Source organism: Methyloversatilis universalis FAM5, assembly GCF_000214035.2.
Taxonomy (GTDB): domain Bacteria; phylum Pseudomonadota; class Gammaproteobacteria; order Burkholderiales; family Rhodocyclaceae; genus Methyloversatilis; species Methyloversatilis universalis.
The window spans coordinates 1-20708 of sequence record NZ_AFHG01000056.1 but is presented as its reverse complement, the minus strand read 5'-3'; the positions used below and the strand labels follow the sequence as shown (position 1 = coordinate 20708).

The following is a 20708-nucleotide window of genomic DNA, read 5'->3' as shown; positions in this document are numbered from 1 at the left end:
GCGTCAGAACACGAAATCCAGCACGACCGAATACAGCGTCGTGCTCACGTCGCTCACCGGCATGCCGGCGCGATCCAGGAACAGGGTCGAGGCGGCGGCGTCGGTGTGATCGATCTGGAATTTCAGCGCGTAGTTGCCGCCGAAGTCGTAGCGCGCCCCCAGCGTGACCGTACGCTGGTCGATGCGCAGCCGGTCCACCACGCGGTCGTACACGCTCTGCAGCATCACCAGCTGCGGGTTCAGCGCGGGCAGCGCGAGCGGCTTGTCGTCCGGCGTGAAGCGGTTTCGGGCGTAGCCGACATAGGGTTTCCAGGCGCCGATGCGCCAGGCGGCGAGCACCGTGCCGGCCCAGCCCTCGTAGCGCGGAAAGGCGGTGAAACGCTCCCAGCCCAGCGTGCTTTCCACGGTGAGCGGCCCCTGGTCGTACAGCAGGCCCAGACTGGCGAAATTCACGTGGTGGGAGATACCGATCTCCGCCGCGCGCACGCCGGCCATCGGCGATACCACCGCGGGTACCTGACGCAAGGCGTTCGCCAGCGGCTGCAGCGAGGGGTCCTTCGCGGTGTAGGTCGATCCCCACGCGGCCTTGAGCGTCAGCGCTTCGCTGCTCCACTGCGCGTTGGCACCGACGGTGACCGGGCTTTCATTGGCCAGACTCTGGCCGTAGAGGTAGTAGCCACCGCGGCCACGCCCGCCATAGACCTTGAACGAAGCGATCCCGCTGCCGACCGGCTGGCTCAGCGTGACATCGGCGCCGTCGAAGCGGTCGTCGGTGGCCATGCCATACACCTCCGGTGCCGGACGCGCGGCGGTGAAGGCGTAGCCCACGTGGCGGGAATCGCCGCTCGGGTAGATGTCCACGCCGAGCCGGCCCACGCGCAGGTCCAGCCAGTCGGTCGGCGAATGGCGGATGAAGGCCCAGGTGACTTCCGGCGCCCAGTCGTTGTCGCGGGAGAGCCGGCTCAGGCCCTGGACGGTGACGCCCCAGGCCGGGCCGAAGCGTGCGGTAGCCTGCACGCCGAGCCGGGTATCGGCGCGGAAGCCCAGCTTGTCGCCTTCGTAGCCGCGTGCCTGGTCGAGGTCGCGCCTCACCTGCACGCCGTCGGTGCCGTGATAGCCGGCACCCAGCGTGCCGAAGCCGCTGAAATGCCAGGTCGGTTCAGCTTCCTGCGGCGCAGACTGGGCGTGCAGCAGCGGGCTGGCGCACAGGGCCAGAAGTGCGGACAGGCGCTGAAGGGGAGTGCGGAGCGTATAGCGGTTCTGGGGCGTATTCGGAGTCATGCTGCGGTCTGTTCGCGACGGCCGCGATCGGTCGATGTTATGACGGTTATCTTCTTACGACGCCTGCCACGCGCTCTTGAGCCCGAGCAGCCTCCGGGTCGACTAAAATCGCTTTCTTTTACACAAGTTAAGGGAAGTCGCTCATGGCCGGTCACTCCAAATGGGCCAACATCCAGCATCGCAAGGGCCGTCAGGACGAAAAGCGCGGTGCCGCCTTCTCCAAGCTGGCGAAGGAAATCACCGTTGCCGCCAAGATGGGCGGGGGTGATCCCGGCTTCAACCCGCGTCTGCGCATGGCCATCGACAAGGCCAAGGCGGTCAACATGCCCAAGGACAAGATCGACAACGCGATCAAGAAGGGCACCGGCGAACTCGAAGGCGTGAGCTACGAGGAAGTGCGCTACGAGGGCTACGGCATCGGCGGCGCGGCGGTCATGGTGGACTGCCTGACCGACAACCGCACCCGCACCGTGGCCGACGTGCGCCACGCTTTCTCGAAGTACGGCGGCAATCTCGGCACCGACGGCTCGGTGGCCTTCATGTTCAAGCACTGCGGCCAGTTCATCTTCGCGCCCGGTACTTCGGAAGACGCGCTGATGGACGCCGCGCTGGAAGCCGGCGCCGAGGACGTGCAGACCAACGAGGACGGCTCGATCGAGGTGCTGAGCTCGCAGGCCGATTTCGTCGCGGTGAAGGATGCGCTGGAAAAGGCCGGTTTCAAGGCCGAATTCGCCGAAGTGACCATGAAGCCGCTGAACGAAAGCCCGCTGGCCGGCGACGATGCGGTCCGGATGCAGAAACTTCTCGACGTGCTCGACGGTCTGGATGACGTGCAGGAGGTCTACACCACCGCCGTCATGGATGACGCCGAGTAACCCACCCGGAGAACACCGATGCTGCTCGCCACCACGCCCACGCTCGAAGGTCGCCCGATCCGCCAGTATCACGGCGTGGTGACCGGCGAAGCCATCATCGGCGCGAACATCTTCAAGGACCTGTTCGCCAGCATACGCAACGTGGTGGGCGGCCGGGCCGGAGCCTACGAAAGCACGCTGGCCGACGCGCGCAGCGCGGCGATGGAGGACATGAGCGAGGTGGCGGCGAAGCTGGGCGCCAACGCCATCGTCGGCATAGACATCGATTACGAGGTGCTGGGTGCCGACAACGGCATGCTCATGGTCTGCGTCAGCGGGACCGCGGTCACGGTCTGACGCGGCGCAGATTGACTTTCCCGCCCGATTCGCGAGAATGGGGCACAGTTTCAGGGTTTCACGGCGCCGATTTGTCTCAGCTTGCGGGCGCCCGGGTTTCCACGGCAGCAGTCTTGCCGGACTCCCTTACAAATGCGGCTAAAGCGAGGGCGAACCCGGTCCTGGCTTTGGTCAACCGGGTTTTTTCATGGCCAACGACATTGCAATTCCTGAAGACAGCGTAGGCATCGTCAGCCCGCTGTGCGCGCGCTTCGACACGCCGCTGACGCTGAAGAGCGGCGCGGTGCTGCCGGGTTTCGAACTGATGTACGAAACCTATGGCGAACTGAACGCGACCCGATCCAACGCGGTGCTGGTGTGTCCGGCCCTGTCCGGCCACCACCACGCCGCCGGCATCCATGCGGACGCGCCGAAGAACACCGGCTGGTGGGACAACCTGATCGGTCCGGGCAAGCCGCTCGATACCCGCAGGTTCTTCGTCATCGCGGTGAACAACCTCGGCGGCTGTCATGGCTCGACCGGCCCGATGAGCATCAACCCGGACACCGGCAAGCCCTGGGGCGCAGATTTTCCGGTGGTGACGGTGGAAGACTGGGTGGCCGCGCAGGCGCTGCTGGCAGACCGCCTCGGCATCGACTGCTGGGCCGCCATCATCGGCGGCAGCCTGGGCGGCATGCAGGCCATGAGCTGGTCCATCCACCACCCGTCGCGGGTGCGCAACGCGCTGGTGATCGCCTCCGCGCCCAAGCTCACCGCGCAGAACATCGCGTTCAACGAAGTGGCGCGCCAGGCCATCATCACCGATCCGGATTTCCACGGCGGCCACTTCTACGAGCACAACACGCTGCCGCGCCGCGGGCTGCGGCTGGCGCGCATGCTCGGCCACATCACCTATCAGTCGGACGATCTGATGGCCGAGAAATTCGGTCGCCGGCTGCGCGAGGGCGGCCGCAAGTTCAGTTTCGAGGTGGAATTCGAGGTCGAGTCCTACCTGCGCTACCAGGGCGACAAGTTCGCCGGCAGTTTCGACGCCAATACCTATCTGCTGGCCACCCGCGCGCTGGACTACTTCGACCCGGCGCACGACGCCGGTGGCGATCTGGCGGCAGCGTTCGCGCCGGCCACTGCCGACTTCCTGCTGGTGTCCTTCTCGACCGACTGGCGCTTCGCACCGTCGCGCTCGCGGGAAATCGTCGATGCGCTGATGCGCAACGGCCGTAACGTGAGCTATGCCGAGATCGAATCGTCGGCCGGCCACGACTCCTTCCTGCTCGACGACCCGCACTACCACGCGGTGCTGCGCGCGTATTTCGACAACATCACGGTGTGAGGCCGACATGACTGCACTGGACGGACGCATCGACTACGACGTGATCGCCGGCTGGGTGAGCCCGGGCGCGCGCGTGCTCGACCTCGGCTGCGGCGACGGCGCACTGCTGCGCCATCTGCAGGAAAGCCGCGGCGCCACCGGCTACGGGGTCGAGATCGACATCGACCGCGTGATCGCCGGCATGAAGAACGGCATCAACGTGCTGCAGATCGACCTGGAAAAAGGACTGTACGACTTCGTCGACCAGAGCTTCGACCTGGTCATCATTTCCAATGCGCTGCAGACCCTGCACCGCACCGAAAAGCTGCTGACCGAAATGCTGCGGGTCGGCCGCGAGGCGGTGGTGAGCTTTCCCAACTTCGCCTACTGGAAGCACCGCGTCGCCATCATGGACGGCCGCATGCCGGTGTCCGACCGCCTGCCCTACCAGTGGTACGACACGCCCAACGTGCGCTTCTTCACCATCGCGGATTTCGAGGCGCTGTGCGAAAAGCTGGGCATCGCGATCCGCGAGCGCCTGGTGCTCGACGACGCAGGACAGCCGGTGCAGGACGAGCCGAACTTCCTCGGCAGTTTTGCGCTGTATCGGTTGGGAGGGGCCAGAGGCTAGGGGTCAGGAGCCAGGGGAAGCTGCGGGCGGCTGCGCCGCCCGGAATTCGCTAGCCCCTGGCCCCTCCTCCCTGGTCCCTGCCCCTCGCCCGTGCGGCAAGCAGCACCAGCACCAGCACTGGCAGGCCGATCAGCGCGGTGCCGGTGAAGAAGGCTTCATAGCCGTGGGCGTCCACATAGACGCCGGAAAAGCCGGCGACGAATTTCGGCAGCAGCAGCATCAGCGAGCTGAACAGCGCGTACTGGGTGGCCGAGTAGGCCACATTGGTCAGTCCGGACAGATAGGCCACGAAAGCCGATGAGGCGATGCCGGCCGACAGGTTGTCCGCCGACACCGCGAAAATGAGGCCGTTCACATCGTGGCCTCGGCCGGCCAGCCAGACGAACAGCAGATTGGTGGCCGACGACAGCAGGGCGCCCAGGAACAGCGTCTTCATGACGCCCATGCGCGCGGTGAGCACGCCGCCGATCGCCGCACCGGCGATGGTCATCCCTACGCCATACACCTTGGCCACGCTGGCCACTTCGTCCTTGGTGTAGCCCATGTCCACATAGAAGGCGTTGGCCATGATGCCCATCACCACGTCCGAAATGCGGTAGCTGCCGATCAGTGCCAGCAGCAGGACCGCCTGCCAGCGGTAGCGGCGCACGAAATCGACGAAGGGCGACACCATCGCCCCATGCACCCAGGCCGCCAGCGCCAGCAGCGGGCCGTGCAGCCCTTCGCGGGCCAGCCATTCGCGGGTGCGCGCCTCGCGCTGCACCGTGTCCTCGGACACCGGCGCATCCGGTTCCCGGATGAGCAGCGTGGTCACTACGCCCACCCCCATGCAGGCCGCCATCACCAGATAGGCGAAGCGCCAGGGTCCGTGCTCGTAGACGGTGTCGGTCAGGTCCACCGACGCTGCCAGCCACAGCACGCCGGCCGAGGCGACGATCATTGCGATGCGGTAGCCACCCTGGTAGGTGGCGGCCATCGCGCCCTGCAGCCGCTGTTCCACCGCCTCGATGCGGTAGGCGTCGAGCGCGATGTCCTGGGTGGCCGAGGCGAAAGCCACCGCCAGCGCGCACCAGGCCATGCGTTCCAGAGTCTGGGCCGGATCGGTGCCGGCCATGCCGACCAGCGCGGCCGCGATCGCCAGCTGGGACAGCAGCAGCCAGGCGCGGCGGCGGCCGAACAGCCGGGTGAGCAGCGGCAGCGGCAGCCGGTCCACCAGCGGTGACCACACCCACTTGAAGCCGTAGGCCAGCCCTATCCAGCTGAAATAGCCGATGGTCGAGCGATCGACGCCGGCTTCGCGCAGCCAGTAGGACAGCGTGCCCAGTACCAGGATGAGCGGCAGGCCGGCCGAAAAGCCGAGGAAGAACATGCCGGCGACGCGCGGGTGCGCGTACACCTTGAGGCTGGCTAACCAGCCGGAGGAAGCGGACATCGGAGGCGGGCGAAGGTCGGTGTTGCCCGCGAAGATACCAGCCGGGGCGGGCCTGCGGCGGCCCGGCGGTGACGGGTCAGGCGTATTCCGGGAAGAACAGGCCCATCACCGCGGCCAGCGAGCTGGAGGCTTCGGCGCAGGCGCCTTCGAAGGCCTGCGGTTCCAGCCGGGTGATCTGCCAGGCCGCCGGCGAGGCGTTGGCGACGATGCGCGCCGATTCCTCGAGCTGGGCGTCGTAGTTCACGGCATGCCGCGCCAGGTGCAGCAGCGACGCCTCGAATTCGTGCGGCGCGCCGCGGGCGGGGTCGATCTGGGCGCCGATGGACACGGCAAAACTGCGCGGCAGCCGCCATTCGGTCAGCAGTGCCTCGCCGACCGCGGCGTAGTCGCAGCCGACGATGTTCCGCTCGAGCTCGTCCAGCGCGGCGCCCGAGGTGCGGTGCTCGACCAGTGCCTGTTCGGCTTCCTGCGGGGTGTGCATGTACATGACCATGTGGCCGATGTCGGCCAGCATGCCGCCGACGAACAGCCGTTCTGCGTCCAGCAGGCCGCAGCTCTTGGCAGCGGCACGGGCCAGCAGGCCGCGCATCGCCGAAGCGCGCCAGTAGCGATGCACGTCCATGCGCTCCGGGCGCATGCCGGCGAACACCGCGGTCACCGTGGTGGCCAGCACGATGTCATGCACCTGCTGCATGCCGAGCACGCTGACCGCGCGCGACATGGTTTCGATCTTGCCGGGGAAGCCGTAGAAAACGCTGTTCACCACCCGCAGCACACGCATGGTGATGCCAGGATCGGCGGCCACCACCTTGGCCAGCTCGATGACCGAGCCGTCCGGATCGTCGATCACCTGCTTGACGCGGTGATAGATGGCGGGGAGCGTAACCAGTTCGGTCGTTCGCTGCGCCAGGTCCTGCGCGGAATGAGTCATGATCGTGTCGGGTGCGGATGCGTGTCCTGCTGAATTCGGCTGCCTGCCCGAAAACTTGAGGAAACCTTGCGGGCGCGGGCATTCGTCCCGCTTCTGTTCCGGTGCATGTCTTCAGCGTCCGGAAATGACGACGGGATGCATTCTAGCCTGCCGCGCCCTGCTCAGGGCGCCGTCCGCCCCGCTGAGGCCGCGCTTCAGCGCTGCAGCCGGTGCTGCAGCGCACCCAGCACCCGCCACGCACCCCACAGCCGCATGCCCCAGCGCCATACGCGGCGCGGGCGGACCAGCGCGAAGCCGACTACGGCCGCGGCCAGCACCTGCGGGTGAGCGCGTACCCAGACAGCGCCGTCGCGCACGCTGTCTAAGGTATTGAAAAGCGGATCCAGCACTGCGGACTGGTCGGCCGCTTCCCGCCTCAGCCGGCGCGAACGCTCAACCAGGCGCTCGCGCGCCAGCGCAAGGCGCAGACGGCGTTCGTTCACCGGTTCAGCGCGTCCTGGTCGCGCTTCAGTTCATCCAGGGTGGAGGCGAACAGCCGGGTCCCTTCCGCCATGCGCGCGCGCGCGATGACGGCCGCCACCGCGCCCAGCGTGATGAACAGCGTCGAAAACAGCGTGAGCACCAGCAGCCGGTGGCTGTCCCACAGCAGCACCGTCAGCAGCACCGCGAGGAAGGCGATGCCGAAGGTCAGGAAGGCAATGGCCAGCGCGCCGTAGACCAGCAGTTCGGTCAGGCGCAGCGCTTCGTCGCGCGCTTCGACGGTGATCAGTTCTAGCCTGACGTGAACGATCTCGATCAGGCTGGAAACGAAGCCCTTCAGCGATGCGCCGAGCCGCTCAGGCCGGGGCGTAGCGGCCATCGGACGCTCAGCGGCGGCCGATCAGCAGGCCGACCAGCAGGCCGACGCCAGCGGCCACGCCGATCGACTTCCACGGGTGCTCGTGCACGTAGTCGTCGGTGGCACGCGCCACCTCACGCGACTTTTCCTTCAGTGCGGCTTCCGCATCGGCCAGCTTATGGCGGGCGGAAGTCAGGTTTTCCTGCATGCGTACGCGCAGTTCGCCGACTTTCTCGCCGGCCTGATTGGCGGTTACGCGCAGCAGTTCTTCCGCGTCGGCGATCACCACCTTGAGGTCGCTGACCAGCTTTTCCTTGGTGACGGTGTTCTGATCGATCAGGTCGGACATGTCATTTCTCCTTTTTGAGAGGCCCGCCCGGCAGTCAATCCGCGCATGGGCCGGGTAAATAATTACGTGCGTTCCGGTGCTGCACGACACCTGGCAAGCCTATCGCGCCGCACGCCGGTTGCCTGTAGGCGGCGGGCTACGCCCAGCACGCCCAGACCCGCGACCAGCATGGCCCAGCTTTCGGCTTCCGGCACCAGCGCCGCAGCGAAGGCGGCTCCGACCACCTGATGGCCCGCCGTCGTGATGTGCACGCCGTCCCAGAACAGGTAGCCGGCCGGATCGCCGGCACAGCCCGGTGTCGTCTGACACGGTGTATCCGTATTGCTCAGTCCGTATTGATCAGGATTAAGAGCCGCGCTGTTGAGCAGACCGAACACGTCGACCGTGCGGAAATCCGCCAGAGCCAGCGTCTGGTCCAGCGTGCCCAGCAGCTGGGCCAGTGCGGCGTTGTGTTCGGCCGAGCGCAGCGTGGCCAGCCCTGCGGCGAGCGGACCTTCGGCCTGCAGCGCGGGCGTCAGGCCGAGATTGGCCATATTGGGCACCAGGAAATTGCGGGCGCCCGCGTTGTACAGCTGGGTGAGACCGCTGCCCAGATGGCCGATCGCGTTCGGCACCGTGTTCGGCGACAGCAGCGATTCGGTCAGGAAGTAGTCATTCGGCCCCGCCCACACCAGATACAGCGCGTTCGGGTCGAGCGGTCCGGCCGCCACGCGCTGGCTGATCTGCGCCAGCACGCCGGTGCCGTTGAAGTAATCGGGCGGCAGGCCGAGCTCGGCGCCCTGACCGCTCGCATCGACGTAGTTGTCCGAACCGCCGCCGTACGGCGTACCGGTGCGGGCGCCGCCGACCGCGTAGTTGTGCAGCGTCAGCCCGAGGCTGGCCGCCAGGTATTCGACGGCGACCGGTCCGTTCGAGAAGCGTCCGGTCGCATAGCCGAAAGTGGGCGACGGAAACTGTCCGCCGGTCAGTGCCAGGAAGTTGCCGTTGTCCGACAGGCTGTCGCCGAACACGACCAGTTCGCTGTAGGCCGCCGAAACCGGCAGCGAGGTGACGACGGCGGCAGCGAAGGCAAGGCGGCGCAGCGCGTTCATGGCAGTCCTTTCGGGGAGGCGGTCAGCGGACTTCAGGCAATGTCGACATCGTAGTCGACAATGAGCGGAGCATGGTCGCTGAAGCGCACCTCCTTGTAGACCCGCGCCGCGCGGGCCTTAGCCGCGATGCCCGGTGTGGCGATCTGGTAGTCGATGCGCCAGCCCACGTTCTTGGCCCGGGCCTGGCCGCGGTTGCTCCACCAGGTGTAGCAGTCCTCTGTCGCGTCAGGGTGCAGCGTGCGATACACGTCCACCCAGCCGCCCTCGCCCAGCAGCGCGGTCATCCAGGCGCGCTCCTCGGGCAGGAAACCGGAATTCTTCAGATTGCCCTTCCAGTTCTTCAGGTCGATTTCCTGGTGGGCGATGTTCCAGTCACCGCACACGACGATTTCCCGGCCGCTCGCGCGCAGTGCGGCGAGGTGGGGCTGGAAGCGGTCGAGGAAGCGGAACTTGGCTTCCTGCCGTTCCGGCGCGCTGGAACCGGACGGCAGGTAGAGCGAAATCACGGTCAGGTCGCCGAAATCCGCTTCCACGTAGCGGCCCTCGTCGTCGAATTCCTGCACGCCGAAACCGGTGATCACCCGCGCCGGCGTGCGGCGGGCGTACAGGCCTACGCCGCTGTAGCCCTTCTTCAGCGCGTAGTGGAAGTGGCCGTCCGCACCGCCCATGGCGGCCGGCGCCCGCATCGTGGCGTCGAGGTCGGCCGCCTGGGCCTTCAGCTCCTGCACGCACAGCATGTCGGGCGATTCGCTCGCCACCCAGTCCCACACGCCCTTGGTGGTGGCCGAGCGGATACCGTTGAGGTTGAGCGACACGATACGTAACATGGCCGGTTTGTCCGTTCTGATTGGAAAAGCCCGTGGATTCTAGACGTGAATTCGTGAAGTTCGCCGTCGAAACCGGTGTGCTGCGCTTCGGCAGCTTCACCACCAAGGCGGGGCGCGAGTCGCCGTACTTCTTCAACGCCGGCCTGTTCAACAGCGGCGCCTCGGTGCTCAAGCTGTGCAGCTTCTATGCCGATACCATCTTGCAGCGGGCGCCGCAGTTCGACATGCTGTTCGGCCCGGCCTACAAGGGCATCGTGCTGGCGGCCGGCACCGCCATGCAGATCGCGCAGCGCGGCCGGGACCTGCCGTTCGCGTTCAACCGCAAGGAAGCCAAGGACCACGGCGAAGGCGGCACGCTGATCGGTGCGCCGCTCAGGGGCCGGGTACTCATCATCGACGACGTGATCAGCGCCGGCACCTCGGTGCGCGAATCGGTCGAGCTGATCCGGGCGGCCGGTGCCGAACCGGCCGGTGTGGCGATTGCCCTCGACCGGATGGAGCGCGGTACCGGACAATTGTCAGCGGTTCAGGAGGTCGAGCGTTCGTACGGCATGCCGGTCGTGGCCTGCGCGACGCTGGAAGACCTGCTGGGTTATCTGCAGGACAGCCCGTCGCTGCAGGCCAATCTTGATGCAGTACGCGCCTATCGCGCGCAGTACGGTGTGAGCTGAATGCAGCAGACCGTGCCTCACCACTGAAAGGCATTTGCCGAACATGAAAGCTGGATTGCCGCGTTACCTTGTTCTCGCCCTCTGTGCGGCCGGCCTGCTGCCGGCCGCCACGGTCGAGGCGCGCGTCTACTGCTGCAAGGACGCACGCGGCCAGCAGGTGTGCGGCGACGTGCTGCCCGCGTCCTGCGCCGATCGCAGCTATCGCGAACTGAACAGCCAGGGCGCGACGGTGAAGCAGGTCGAGGCGCCGATGAGCGACGCCCAGCGCGCCAAGCGCGACGCCGACGCGAAGAAGGCGGCCGATGACGACCGGCTGCGTCAGGAACAGCGCCGGCGCGACACCACGCTGCTCAACACCTACACCAGCGAGCGCGAGATCGACGTGGCGCGCGACCGGCGTGTGGCGGATATCGAGGAACTGCTGTCCCGCCTGCGCGAGCAGAAACAGACGCTGACCGAGCGTCAGAAGAAGCTTGAAACAGATGCCGCCGCCTTCACCGGCAAGAACAAGCGCGTGCCGTCCCACCTCAAGGACAGGCTGGACACCACCAGCGAGGATCTGCGCCTGATCACCGAGAACATTGCCGCCAAGGAGCGCGATCTGGTGGACACGCGCAAGCGTTTCGAAGAGGACCGCGCCCGCTTCCGCGAACTGGCCGGCAGCCGCTGAGCGCCCCGCGCCGGAATCCGCAGCTCAGCCAGCCGCCGCGTCCAGCGGTCGCCGGTATCTGACGGCCTCGGCCACGTCGCCGTCGGCAATCACTTCCCGCCCATTCAGATCGGCAATCGTCCGCGCCACCTTCAGGCAGCGGTGATAGGCGCGCGCGGACAGCGTGAAGCGCGCCATCGCCTGCCCCAGCAGCGCGCGGGCGGCGTCGGTCAGCGGGCAGTGCAGGTCGATGTCGGCCGCATCCAGCTGCCGGTTGGCCTTGCCCTGGCGCGCCTGCTGCAGGCCGTGGGCCGCGGCGACCCGCGTCCGTACCGCCGCGCTGCTTTCGCCCGGGCCGCCGGTCAGTGCCTGTTCCGGCAGCGGTGGCACCGTGACCTGCAGGTCGATGCGGTCGAGCAGCGGGCCGGACAGCCGGGCCCGGTAGCGGGCCACCTGGTCCGGCGTGCAGCGGCAGCGGCCGGACGGGTGACCGAGATAGCCGCAGGGGCAGGGATTCATCGCCGCCACCAGCTGGAAGCGGGCGGGGAACTCGGCACGGTGGGCGGCGCGCGAAATCGTCACCTGACCGGTTTCCAGCGGTTCGCGCAGTGCTTCCAGCACCCGGCGGTCGAACTCGGGCAGTTCGTCGAGAAAGAGCACGCCGTTGTGCGCCAGCGAAACTTCGCCTGGCCGCGGCACCGCGCCGCTGTAACATAAAGAATTAAAGAAAACTCTACAGTAGACAAAACAACAACTTACGTAGTAATATATAGAAATTAATGCATCAGCTGTTACATCAATAAGACCGATTGTCAACACAGTGACTATCAATAAAGACGACTGCCATACGGAGGACAACGCCCCGCCGGCGCGAAAGATCGGCCCGACGCGCCGAAGCGTTTCTGGGCAGTACGTTTTCCGAGGGAAGAAGGGGGTTGCGTTTGAGTCGACGCTTGAGCGGGACTTCATCATCCGCATGGAGTTCATCCTTGCGGTCGACGGTCTTAGGTCACAGCCGGTAACGATCCCGTTTACTGGTCATCAAGGCCGGACGTTTCCATACACGCCCGACTTTCTCGTCAGGTACCGACGAGGTCTCGCACAGACAGAACTCTACGAGGTGAAGTCTTATGCAGAGTGGAGCCAGAACTGGCGCAAGTGGAAGTCAAAATGGAAGGCCGCCAGGCGATATGCCAAACAGCAAGGTTGGCGGTTTCGCATCTTCGATGAAAGTCGCATTCACGACGTAGTCTTTGAGAACGCGCGCTACCTCGAGAGATACAAGGCGATGACAGTTCCGCCTGACACGACAGAACCAGTTCTGAGCTCTGTTCCCGTTCATCAAAAGATCTCTATAGGGCGCCTTCTTGATGAGCATCCCCGTCATGTGGTCCTTCATCTGATAGCGATACGGACGCTTGACTTCGACGTCAACGAACCACTCGATCCATTGGATCTGGGTCTCACGGTATGGAGAACAGAGTCGTGAAAAAACGAGGCGAGATCAAACGGATTGAGATCGATCGGTCTTCTGTGCCGTTGAGCGTCGGATCGTTCGTAAAGTCAGGTGAGGCGACCTATCAGATTGTTTACGTCGTCAATCTAAGTAACGTCATTGGACGGAATACGAGCAGTTCCGAGGAGGAGGTCCTTAAGATTGATAGCCTCGAACCCGTCCCCGAGCCCGGCGCGGCATCTCGTGAGGGTACGAACGAAGAGCTGGTTCTCATTGAAAACGCTTATTGGGAGAAGGCCAACAAGCGGTTCGAGGCGATAAGGCCTTTGACCGACAAGCCCAATCGATCCCGAAAGGATGTCGTTCTGAGGGCTCAAAGTCTGAAGATGGATCCGTCAACGTTATATCGGTGGCTTACGAGGTACGAGCGATTCGGAACTGTACTCGCACTCGTACCCAAGAAGCGAGGGTGGAAGAAGGGCGCTAGTCGCATTTCACCGGAAGTCGAGCACATTATCAAAGGCGTAATCGAAGATTACTACTTGACATCTGAAAGGCATTCGACCGCCAAAGCGATTCGGGAAGTAGAACTGCGCTGTCGAGCCCAAAAGATCGAGCCGCCGTCACATATGACGGTCCGAATGCGGATTGACCAGATTTCAGAGAGGAAAAAGCTCCAAAAAAGAGGTTTCTCAGAAAAGGCTCGCAATAAATTTGCCGCTGTCCCCGGAACATTTCCGAATGCCACCTTTCCATTGGCAGTGGTTGAAATCGATCACCATCTCATGGATATCCAACTTGTCAGCGATGATCTTCGACTCCCGATCGGGCGACCGTGGCTGACATTGTCAATCGACGTGTTCAGTCGAATGGTTACGGGCTGGTTCCTCTCTATGGACAGCCCTTCGGAGTATGCTGTGGGGCAGTGTATTGCGACTTCAATTTTGCCCAAAGAAAAACTGCTTGAAGCGCTTGGAGTGGAGGCGGACTGGCCCGTATGGGGGAAGCCGAAGACTATTCACGCTGATAACGGATCGGATTTCCGCTCGACTAGCTTTATGCGCTCATGCGAGAACTACGGAATTAATCTGGAATTTCGGCCTGTAAAGAGACCCCACTACGGCGGGCACGTTGAGCGATTCTTTAGAACGCTTGCACAGAATGTAGAATCTCTGCCCGGCAGAACTGGGTCGAAGCACACTTCGAAAGGTGACGACGACCCGGAAAAAAACGCCAGTATGACGAGGACGGAGTTTGAACGGTGGGTAGTCGACTTCATTTGTAACCAGTACCACCTTTCTCGACATTCAGAGCTTGGGGTTCCGCCGTACATGCAATGGAAGTTTGGAATTTTCGGAGGAAAGAACCAGCCTCCGCTTGGCATGCAAAATAGGATCGCAGACAGCCAGACGCTGAGGTTAGACTTCTATCCTTCTGTTTACCGGGTCGTTAAGCGGACCGGGGTCTCGCTTAATAATGTGACGTACTATCATGATGTGCTCGATCCTTTCATAAACCAAACAGATCCGAAAGGAAAAGAGAAAATAAAATCCTTGTTTAGATACGACATCGCTGATATATCGCATATATGGTTCTTTTGCGAGAAGACCAGGAAATATATTCAGATTCCATCGTTTCCAAAGATAAAGCACGGCACCAGCCTGGCCGAGTACGATCGGTCCAGGAAGGAGCTCGCCGCAGAGGCTGATAGCCACGATTTCGTTGAGAAAATAGATTTAAGCGTTGAAAGAAATCGAAGGTTGGTTGAGGATTCTCAGGCGAAAAAGAAAAGCGCTAGAATTGAACAACAGAAATCAGTGGATCGAAAGAAATCGGTCGTTAGAAGGACGGTGCTGGCACCGATTTCGGCGCCTGTTGGCGCTTCAAAGACAGCGGGCTCACATTTTGTCGACGACTCTCTGATTGAGCCTCCGGAGGATGTAAGGTGAACGAGTACCCTCACGTGGCAGGGGCCTTTCAATACGTCTTTAATATGCCCGACGAAGATCGAATGAGGTTCATCGATGAGGATCGATGGGTTCCCTATTCTGCTGCGAAGGAGATCGTCGATGAACTCGTAGAGCTTTTAAGGATGCCTCGACGGAACAAGATGGATTGCCTCGTCATCGTGGGGGAGTCCAATATCGGTAAAACTCAGTTGATAAGGCAGTTCGTTAAGGAGCACGGGCAGCCCTATGTGGCTGGTGACGAGACGATCTTCCCGGTTGTTCTCGTTGAATCGCCAGCAACACCAAGCGAGAAGGGGTTGCTGATGGCGATCCTTGAAAGTATGAAGGCGCCCTATAGCGGGCGTGATAACAGAGAGAAACTCAAATATCAAGTTGAGAACCTGTTCGCGCGATGCAAAGTGAAAATGCTTATCATCGATGAGTTTCACTCGATGGGAAGAGGGTCACCGCTAAAAAAGCAGGAAGCTCTGAACATCATCAAGTCGCTCTGCAACGTTCTATCTCTTCCTATTGTCGGGGTCGGGACGTCCGATGTCGAATCGTTCCTGAGTGTCGATAAGCAAATGGAATCGAGGTTTCAGACGCGTCGTCTTAGACGGTGGGAGGCGAATAGGGATTTCCAGAAGCTCTTAAGCGGATTTGAGCAGACGCTTCCCCTTAGGAATGCTTCGAATCTAAAAAATGGCGGTTCTGCTGAGCTCCTCTTCGAGCTCTGCAAAGGAAATCTCGGGGATCTTCATAGGTTTCTCAGGAAGTGTGCCAAGCACGCCATTCAGACGGGTGCCGAGGTCATAGACGTCAACCTCATTAAGGAAGTACGTGATCGCGAGTCGCGACTTGCTCTCGGCAGCCGGTAAGCCGGAGACAGAGACGTGCGCTCGTGGCCTGTAACCGTAGAGCCGAATTACGACGAGTCCCTTTCGTCTTGGCTTTTGCGCTTGGCTATGGCTCAGGGATGCGATCCCTTAATCCTCTCCGGGTGGCTTTGGCCAGCCAAACGCGTTTGGACGCTCGACGTGGACAGAGGTTTAACGGAGCAGGATATCGCCCCGCTGTGTGAGGTGACGGGCGTCACGGGCTCTGTCGTAGAACAAACCTGCTTGAGGCAATTGGTCTCGCGATACGTCGAGACGCCACTAAGGTCGAACTTATCTTGGCCATGGGTGCTGTCTATTGGATCTCGAAATCGCCTTCGCACGGGCGGACTCCAGTACTGTCCAAGATGCATTTCGGAGGATCGAGATCCCTACTACCGCAGAAAGTGGCGGTTCGCCTGGCATACATGCTGTGTCAAGCATGGGATTCAACTCGTTGATCGATGCACCGCGTGCGCCTCTCCTCTTGAACCGCATCGGTTGCATGCCTCCGATGTTCATCTGGGCATCTGCGCAACCTGTCGTCACGACTTGCGATCTGTTGCAGGAGAGGCAGCAAACCGGGACGCGCTTCGCTTTCAGGAGGTCACTGACGAGGCACTCGATCGAGGAACGACAACGTATGGCGGTCGCGAAGTATCGGTCTTCGATTGGCTGAATGCGGCTCGCTTCTTCATAGCGATTCTGCGGAACCGCGAGCGGCGCGTCAGTGAGGCGGTACGCAGCCTTGTCGAGCGAATGGGTATCGCTAGTCATGCAGAGGCACGTTGTGCAACAGGGTTGTCCCTCGAGATGTTGCCGGTAACTGAAAGAACAACCCTTTTGTCGCTTGCTTGGACGATGTTGTCGGTTGGCCCTGATGAGTTTGTGTCCCAGGCGAATTCTCTGGGGCTCGTACGGAGTCAGCTGGTGGATGAACGACAGAGCCTGAAGGGAGTAATCGTAGAAGTTCTTGATCGACTGCCGGAACGTTCTGTGAAGAGAAGGCGATCCCCTACCGCCTCCTCCGGACCCAGGTCCCGTCAAGCCGTCATGAGAATGTTCGCGCGGCTCGAGCGGAAACGACGAGTTCAGAAGGTTGATGTCCTATCCTGAACCTGGCTGCGATGAGTGCGGGCGCCTCATCGCCAAGGCGCACCGAGTCTATCGGGGCCATCGATATTGCTCCACCTGCTATGCGCGTGTCTTCAAATCCGCGCCGTGTCCGAATTGCGGTGTTTCGACTAGGTTACCCAACAACATTGCATCTGCGATGTGTCGCGCCTGCGAAAGCGCAAGACCCTGCATTCGATGCACCCGTAAAGGCCGACCGATTGGCAAGCTGACGCCGTCAGGACCTGTCTGCAATAGCTGCGCGCCCTACTTTCGCAGCCCGGAACGATGTGAGGGCTGTGGCGCTTCTTCCAACAGGCTGTCACGCGTGCGCCGCCTGGGCGACGCTCGCAGGTTGTGTCCCAAGTGCGCCCGGGCCGATCACCGCACCTGTCCATCCTGCCGTCGAAGTCGCTTGTTGATCCGAGATGCCGACGGCAAGGAGGTTTGCAGGAGATGCTGCTCAGGCTCTGAGACTACCTGCCTGCAGTGTGGGAGTATCACTCCTGCTGGACGAGGTGCTCTTTGTGAAGGCTGTGGTTGGGGAAAATCCGTCGCCATTCGTCTCAAGGTGTTCGCGGATTCCTTCTCCTCGCCGCATATGGCGAAGCGATTTGAGGACTTCACTTCCTGGTTGGTAGCGACAACAGGAGCGCAGAAGACCGCGCTGAAGTTGGAGCGCTTTCTTCCCCTCTTTCTGGACATCGAACAGAGGTGGGGCGATATCCCCAATTATGCAGAACTGGTGGCAGCCTTTGGAGTTGTTCGCCTTCGTCGGTCTTTGCTGGCTCTGCGCTGGATGGAGGAGACCGGACGCCTCGTCGTCGATGAGAAGGTCAAGCGAGAAGGCTCTGATCGACGACGCATTCTGACTACGCTAGCGATGTTTGATCGGTCGTCGCATGGGTTCGCGCTTCTGAGCGGATTCCACAACGTCATGATCGCCGAGCAGCAACTTCAAGGCACATCGATGCGGACGGTGCGCCTGTCAATGACAGCAGCAGCGGGAATGCTCAGGAGAGCGTCTGTGATGAAGTTGATGCCGCCGACTCAAGCGGTGCTCGATAGCTATCTGACCAGGACGCCAGGCCAGCGGGCGGCGGTGACTCGCTTCGTTCGGTATCTCGTTGAGCACACGGCGATTGAGATGCAGATTCCACCGACAAATCCGGCGCGTGCGCACCAACTCAAGAGGCGCCGTCAGGAACGGAGGGTGTTGCGGCTCATGGATAAACCGCTGACTGACGCGGTCAGTACGCGACGCTGGCTGGGGGCGGCCCTATCGTACTTTCATGGACTGGACGCTGCAGTCGCGAGAGCGGTGAAACTTGAGCAGATCAGCAGGCGAGATGGAGGACTGTTGGTTGAATGGAAAGGGGACGAGTACTGGGTGCCGATTGTCGGCCGGGCAGCAAACAGTGGTCCCTGATATTCGTTTGAGGTTGCCAAACCCGCACAGCTGGCCAACTTGTCGACGCGGTCCGGCTTGTCCCGGGCAAGGGCATCTTGGCGACTGCCGGACGTAACATGATGTCGAGCTGTCGTCGAACAGTGACAACGCCAACGTAGCGCTACGATCCATCCACCCGTCATCTAACAGAGGGGCGTCAGATGCACCGCCAGCAATCACATACCCAGGTGGACACCCTAGGGCAGAGGCGAATCAACGTCTCCTTGCCCGAGTTGATGCAAGCACACAAGGCAACGACTTGGTCGCGTGTTTGCCTTCTTCGCGAGGGCATCCCAGCTCGTGTCATCCCTATTCTGGCCCCGAAGCTCGGCTGGTCGCAGGCGCGCTTGATACAGACCATGGCGCTACCACTCTCCACGGTGCGCAAGAAGATCTCCAATGGCGAGAAACTCAATGCTTCTCAGTCCGAACGTCTGCTTGCCCTCGTCGACCTGCTGGCAGCAGCAGAACGCATTGCAGAGCGTGCAGGAGCGCCTGAGGACTTCGATGTGTGTGCCTGGTTGGGGACCTGGCTACTTGCCCCTGCTCCTTCACTCGGAGGTCGGTCGCCGGCATCGTGTTTTGACACACTTGAAGGCTTCGCGTTGGTAAAGGGGTTACTCGGTGCGTTGGAGCATGGCATCTATCTCTGATCTGGCTTCACGCCATCCAAACATGACTTCGGCATGATATAGACTCATGCTGCCTCGTCAGACGAATATTGGCGAGGTCGCCAAAACCAGCAGGTGGGGGATGAGATGGCTAAAGCAGTGAAGAATCCGCTAAAGAACCTTCGGGCGTATCGAGAGTCGCTAGGCGAGAACCAGACGCAGTTCTGGTCTCGCTTCCTGGTCACGCAGTCGGGCGGAAGTCGGTATGAGTCAGGAAGGGGGCTTCCGGCTCCTATTGCGATGCTGGTTCTCGCGTATGCCGAAGGCTTGGTTGACGACAAGCTCTTGGGCAAGCTGGCGGCGAGGGTCGTCAAGAGGTAACGGAGTGAGTTGCTACGTTAACTGCCGCGAGGCTGTAGTGGGTTCGGTTGCGCTATGGTCTAGACCGTGGGTCTCGCGCGCACTTCGATTGGGTACCAAAGATCGAGGGGCGCGTGACTCGGTATTAGAAGCTCGGAGCGCCTGTCTATGGTTGATCCGTTGGTGATGGCTGAGGGACGGTTGTTCGGGCGAGGTTCGCTGAAGAGTTAGATGGGGGTCGGTGGATTGGGCTTGGTTCTTGCGCTGCGCTCTTGCCATGAAGGCGCCAGCTTCTTACCTCGAAGGGTGAAATGCTGAGAGCTTGGGAGGCAGCTGCTTTTGCTGGTGGAGCACGAGACATATGCGCAGTCGCACACGTCGTCTGACCGCTTCTACAGGAATAGCCGTCGCGCAGAGGCCGCTGATACGTGATCCTCAAGTGGATGTCGATTCTCTCGCCCTCATTGGCCGGCACGTCCTTACGGTAAGTCTCCGCGCACGCAGCTGACAACAGCGTTCATTGTGTGTGTCTTGCACACTTCGGACTGCTAGCGAGGCTGAACACGTCTCTGACTTCGAACGACTTCGCGAAAACGGGTAAACAGGTCTCGCTGTTCTGGGAACTTGGAGATTCCCTCCTCGAAAACCGCCTCAGCCCTTTCCAGGTGTCCTAGCTTCAAGAGGCATTCACCCCTTGAGAAAAAAGCGGTAACGCCGATGGGATTGATGCGCAAGGACTCTTCGAAGTCTTTAAGTGCCGTATTCAAATCACCGAGTTCCATGTAGGTGAAAGCTCGATTGTCGATAGCCTCGTAAAACAGCGGGAAGAGGTCAATGGCCTTGTCGTACTCCATGATCGCCTCCCGACGTTTGCCGGCGTCGCCCAGAGCGTACGCCCGCTTGTAGTGTTCGTTTGCCGCGCCGATGATCGTGTCGACGTCCTTTCCAGTGACAGTGAGGTAACGCGGAAAGTCAGTTAGCCTCAAGTACTCGTGAAAGCCCACCAGCTCGTGCGCCGAAGGCAATTCGTTGCTGATGAGTTGCCAACCATCACGGAAGGTCCGAGCGTCAATTGGAACATGCCATGCACGTACCTTTCCCCCCTTCAGTGCTTCCGGGGTTGGCTCGATCACTGTTGGCTCGTACGCCATGCAATGTGCCGTATGCGTGCCATCGGCCCAGTTGTCTACCGCAAGTACCTTGAAGGCTGTCCAGGTCCCTTCACGTTGCTGAACGATCATGTCGCCAAGCTTGACGTTCAGCATCGCGGCTTCCTTCATTGTCGGTTCGGCTGCGCTGGAAACGCTAGCAGGCTGGTGAGAAACCCTTGAATCCTTCCGGATCATGTCCTTCCGCTCGTTTTTTCCGGCACCGGAAGTGCGCCGTGGCGTGTGATTCGGGGTTCTCTCACCCTCGTATTCGGCTGCTCGCCAGGCAGCGGACGCATCTATCCCTCTACGCGGCAGCCGTTCGCATCAGGCTCAGCATTCGAGTCAGGTTGTACGCCGCGAACGCAAACAGCGCCTGACCGGAGAGCCTCTCCAGCCCCTTGTGCCGCGTCTTGCGCAGACCACCCACCGTCTTGATCCAGCCGAAGGCCTCTTCGATCATCTTTCGCCTGCGCAGACTCATCGCGTAGCCCTTGCCACGCGCGGTGCGTCCATCGACGGCGCT

General features: G+C 61.9%; 23 protein-coding genes and 1 pseudogene. 13 read left to right on the top strand and 11 right to left on the bottom strand.

The features are described 5' to 3' along the window. Window positions 1-3: 3 nt before the first annotated feature. Window positions 4-1281 carry a porin gene (locus METUNV1_RS15425; protein WP_008063360.1) on the bottom strand — a complete coding sequence of 426 codons (1278 nt, stop codon included), beginning with the start codon at window positions 1279-1281 and terminating at the stop codon, window positions 4-6. Window positions 1282-1424: 143 nt separating this feature from the next. On the opposite strand from METUNV1_RS15425, the gene METUNV1_RS15420 reads away from it, so the two are divergent. The 4 genes from METUNV1_RS15420 to metW all read left to right on the top strand — a co-directional run bounded on the left by METUNV1_RS15420 (window position 1425) and on the right by metW (window position 4432). Further along, window positions 1425-2156: a YebC/PmpR family DNA-binding transcriptional regulator gene (locus METUNV1_RS15420; RefSeq protein ID WP_008063359.1), complete on the top strand. Its 732-nt coding sequence runs from the start codon at window positions 1425-1427 to the stop codon at window positions 2154-2156. A gap of 18 nt (window positions 2157-2174) precedes the next feature. Next, window positions 2175-2492, top strand: a complete 318-nt coding sequence (locus METUNV1_RS15415) for a heavy metal-binding domain-containing protein (protein ID WP_008063358.1) — start codon at window positions 2175-2177, stop codon at window positions 2490-2492. Between the two features lie 187 nt (window positions 2493-2679). Next, a complete protein-coding gene (metX, locus tag METUNV1_RS15410; protein WP_008063357.1) occupies window positions 2680-3822 on the top strand; it encodes a homoserine O-succinyltransferase MetX in 1143 nt (380 codons plus the stop codon). Window positions 3823-3829: 7 nt separating this feature from the next. Next, window positions 3830-4432, top strand: coding sequence for a methionine biosynthesis protein MetW (gene metW / locus METUNV1_RS15405; RefSeq protein ID WP_008063356.1), 603 nt, complete (start codon window positions 3830-3832; stop codon window positions 4430-4432). Between the two features lie 49 nt (window positions 4433-4481). Here metW and METUNV1_RS15400 read toward each other — a convergent pair whose 3' ends face one another. From METUNV1_RS15400 to METUNV1_RS15370, 7 genes are all read right to left on the bottom strand, one after another. Next, entirely contained in the window at window positions 4482-5864 is a 1383-nt protein-coding gene (locus tag METUNV1_RS15400; protein ID WP_008063355.1) for an AmpG family muropeptide MFS transporter, read from the bottom strand. Between the two features lie 76 nt (window positions 5865-5940). After that, the gene (locus tag METUNV1_RS15395) at window positions 5941-6795 is read right to left on the bottom strand and encodes an HDOD domain-containing protein (protein ID WP_008063354.1); all 855 of its coding nucleotides are present in this window, start codon (window positions 6793-6795) and stop codon (window positions 5941-5943) included. Window positions 6796-6989: 194 nt separating this feature from the next. Next, window positions 6990-7277, bottom strand: coding sequence for a YqjK family protein (locus METUNV1_RS15390; RefSeq protein WP_008063353.1), 288 nt, complete (start codon window positions 7275-7277; stop codon window positions 6990-6992). After that, window positions 7274-7654 (bottom strand): phage holin family protein, encoded by a 381-nt coding sequence (locus METUNV1_RS15385; RefSeq protein ID WP_008063352.1) that lies wholly within the window; start codon window positions 7652-7654, stop codon window positions 7274-7276. The genes METUNV1_RS15390 and METUNV1_RS15385 overlap by 4 nt, the downstream gene beginning before the upstream one ends. A gap of 7 nt (window positions 7655-7661) precedes the next feature. Beyond that, window positions 7662-7982 (bottom strand): ElaB/YgaM/YqjD family protein, encoded by a 321-nt coding sequence (locus tag METUNV1_RS15380; RefSeq protein WP_008063351.1) that lies wholly within the window; start codon window positions 7980-7982, stop codon window positions 7662-7664. 62 nt (window positions 7983-8044) lie between these two features. Then, entirely contained in the window at window positions 8045-9073 is a 1029-nt protein-coding gene (locus tag METUNV1_RS15375) for an SGNH/GDSL hydrolase family protein (protein ID WP_008063347.1), read from the bottom strand. Between the two features lie 32 nt (window positions 9074-9105). After that, window positions 9106-9900, bottom strand: coding sequence for an exodeoxyribonuclease III (locus METUNV1_RS15370; protein ID WP_043360107.1), 795 nt, complete (start codon window positions 9898-9900; stop codon window positions 9106-9108). Window positions 9901-9953: 53 nt separating this feature from the next. Here METUNV1_RS15370 and pyrE point away from each other — a divergent pair, with 53 nt between their 5' ends. Together pyrE and METUNV1_RS15360 are read left to right on the top strand one after the other, a co-directional pair. Further along, window positions 9954-10571, top strand: a complete 618-nt coding sequence (gene pyrE, locus METUNV1_RS15365; RefSeq protein WP_008063343.1) for an orotate phosphoribosyltransferase — start codon at window positions 9954-9956, stop codon at window positions 10569-10571. A 43-nt stretch (window positions 10572-10614) separates the two neighbouring features. Continuing rightward, the gene (locus tag METUNV1_RS15360; RefSeq protein ID WP_008063341.1) at window positions 10615-11241 is read left to right on the top strand and encodes a hypothetical protein; all 627 of its coding nucleotides are present in this window, start codon (window positions 10615-10617) and stop codon (window positions 11239-11241) included. A gap of 24 nt (window positions 11242-11265) precedes the next feature. Here METUNV1_RS15360 and METUNV1_RS15355 read toward each other — a convergent pair. Next, window positions 11266-11940: pseudogene (locus tag METUNV1_RS15355) on the bottom strand (ATP-binding protein); the annotation flags it as partial. A gap of 100 nt (window positions 11941-12040) precedes the next feature. On the opposite strand from METUNV1_RS15355, the gene METUNV1_RS15350 reads away from it, so the two are divergent. The 7 genes from METUNV1_RS15350 (at window position 12041) to METUNV1_RS20245 (ending at window position 19055) form a co-directional block, all read left to right on the top strand. After that, window positions 12041-12709, top strand: coding sequence for a TnsA endonuclease N-terminal domain-containing protein (locus METUNV1_RS15350; protein WP_008063337.1), 669 nt, complete (start codon window positions 12041-12043; stop codon window positions 12707-12709). Then, a complete protein-coding gene (locus METUNV1_RS15345) occupies window positions 12691-14625 on the top strand; it encodes a Mu transposase C-terminal domain-containing protein (RefSeq protein ID WP_081471377.1) in 1935 nt (644 codons plus the stop codon). Before METUNV1_RS15350 ends, METUNV1_RS15345 begins: the two co-directional genes overlap by 19 nt. Further along, window positions 14622-15503 carry a TniB family NTP-binding protein gene (locus METUNV1_RS15340; RefSeq protein WP_008063336.1) on the top strand — a complete coding sequence of 294 codons (882 nt, stop codon included), beginning with the start codon at window positions 14622-14624 and terminating at the stop codon, window positions 15501-15503. Before METUNV1_RS15345 ends, METUNV1_RS15340 begins: the two co-directional genes overlap by 4 nt. 15 nt (window positions 15504-15518) lie before the next feature. Further along, window positions 15519-16616, top strand: a complete 1098-nt coding sequence (locus METUNV1_RS20250; protein ID WP_081471376.1) for a TniQ family protein — start codon at window positions 15519-15521, stop codon at window positions 16614-16616. Window positions 16617-17184: 568 nt separating this feature from the next. Next, window positions 17185-18042 carry a hypothetical protein gene (locus METUNV1_RS15330; protein WP_139026389.1) on the top strand — a complete coding sequence of 286 codons (858 nt, stop codon included), beginning with the start codon at window positions 17185-17187 and terminating at the stop codon, window positions 18040-18042. 182 nt (window positions 18043-18224) lie between these two features. Continuing rightward, on the top strand, window positions 18225-18716 hold the full coding sequence (locus tag METUNV1_RS15325; protein ID WP_008063334.1) for an antitoxin Xre/MbcA/ParS toxin-binding domain-containing protein: 492 nt from the start codon (window positions 18225-18227) through the stop codon (window positions 18714-18716). Between the two features lie 105 nt (window positions 18717-18821). Next, window positions 18822-19055, top strand: coding sequence for a helix-turn-helix domain-containing protein (locus tag METUNV1_RS20245; protein WP_008063333.1), 234 nt, complete (start codon window positions 18822-18824; stop codon window positions 19053-19055). Window positions 19056-19582: 527 nt separating this feature from the next. Here METUNV1_RS20245 and METUNV1_RS15320 read toward each other — a convergent pair. Both METUNV1_RS15320 and METUNV1_RS15315 read right to left on the bottom strand, forming a co-directional pair. Next, window positions 19583-20314: a tetratricopeptide repeat protein gene (locus METUNV1_RS15320; protein WP_206760080.1), complete on the bottom strand. Its 732-nt coding sequence runs from the start codon at window positions 20312-20314 to the stop codon at window positions 19583-19585. A 175-nt stretch (window positions 20315-20489) separates the two neighbouring features. Then, a partial coding sequence (locus METUNV1_RS15315) for a transposase (protein WP_043360101.1) occupies window positions 20490-20708 on the bottom strand: 219 nt, incomplete at its 5' end.

Bases quoted from the DNA above. Each gene is read 5' to 3' on its own strand.
- METUNV1_RS15385 (WP_008063352.1), bottom strand. From the start codon at position 7,654: ATGGCCGCTACGCCCCGGCCTGAGCGGCTCGGCGCATCGCTGAAGGGC.
- METUNV1_RS15360 (WP_008063341.1), top strand. From the start codon at position 10,615: ATGAAAGCTGGATTGCCGCGTTACCTTGTTCTCGCCCTCTGTGCGGCC.
- METUNV1_RS15320 (WP_206760080.1), bottom strand. From the start codon at position 20,314: ATGAAGGAAGCCGCGATGCTGAACGTCAAGCTTGGCGACATGATCGTT.
- metW (WP_008063356.1), top strand. From the start codon at position 3,830: ATGACTGCACTGGACGGACGCATCGACTACGACGTGATCGCCGGCTGG.
- METUNV1_RS15415 (WP_008063358.1), top strand. From the start codon at position 2,175: ATGCTGCTCGCCACCACGCCCACGCTCGAAGGTCGCCCGATCCGCCAG.
- METUNV1_RS15400 (WP_008063355.1), bottom strand. From the start codon at position 5,864: ATGTCCGCTTCCTCCGGCTGGTTAGCCAGCCTCAAGGTGTACGCGCAC.
- METUNV1_RS15425 (WP_008063360.1), bottom strand. From the start codon at position 1,281: ATGACTCCGAATACGCCCCAGAACCGCTATACGCTCCGCACTCCCCTT.
- METUNV1_RS15420 (WP_008063359.1), top strand. From the start codon at position 1,425: ATGGCCGGTCACTCCAAATGGGCCAACATCCAGCATCGCAAGGGCCGT.
- metX (WP_008063357.1), top strand. From the start codon at position 2,680: ATGGCCAACGACATTGCAATTCCTGAAGACAGCGTAGGCATCGTCAGC.
- METUNV1_RS15325 (WP_008063334.1), top strand. From the start codon at position 18,225: ATGCACCGCCAGCAATCACATACCCAGGTGGACACCCTAGGGCAGAGG.
- METUNV1_RS15395 (WP_008063354.1), bottom strand. From the start codon at position 6,795: ATGACTCATTCCGCGCAGGACCTGGCGCAGCGAACGACCGAACTGGTT.
- METUNV1_RS15375 (WP_008063347.1), bottom strand. From the start codon at position 9,073: ATGAACGCGCTGCGCCGCCTTGCCTTCGCTGCCGCCGTCGTCACCTCG.
- METUNV1_RS20245 (WP_008063333.1), top strand. From the start codon at position 18,822: ATGGCTAAAGCAGTGAAGAATCCGCTAAAGAACCTTCGGGCGTATCGA.
- METUNV1_RS15380 (WP_008063351.1), bottom strand. From the start codon at position 7,982: ATGTCCGACCTGATCGATCAGAACACCGTCACCAAGGAAAAGCTGGTC.
- METUNV1_RS15370 (WP_043360107.1), bottom strand. From the start codon at position 9,900: ATGTTACGTATCGTGTCGCTCAACCTCAACGGTATCCGCTCGGCCACC.
- METUNV1_RS15345 (WP_081471377.1), top strand. From the start codon at position 12,691: ATGGAGAACAGAGTCGTGAAAAAACGAGGCGAGATCAAACGGATTGAG.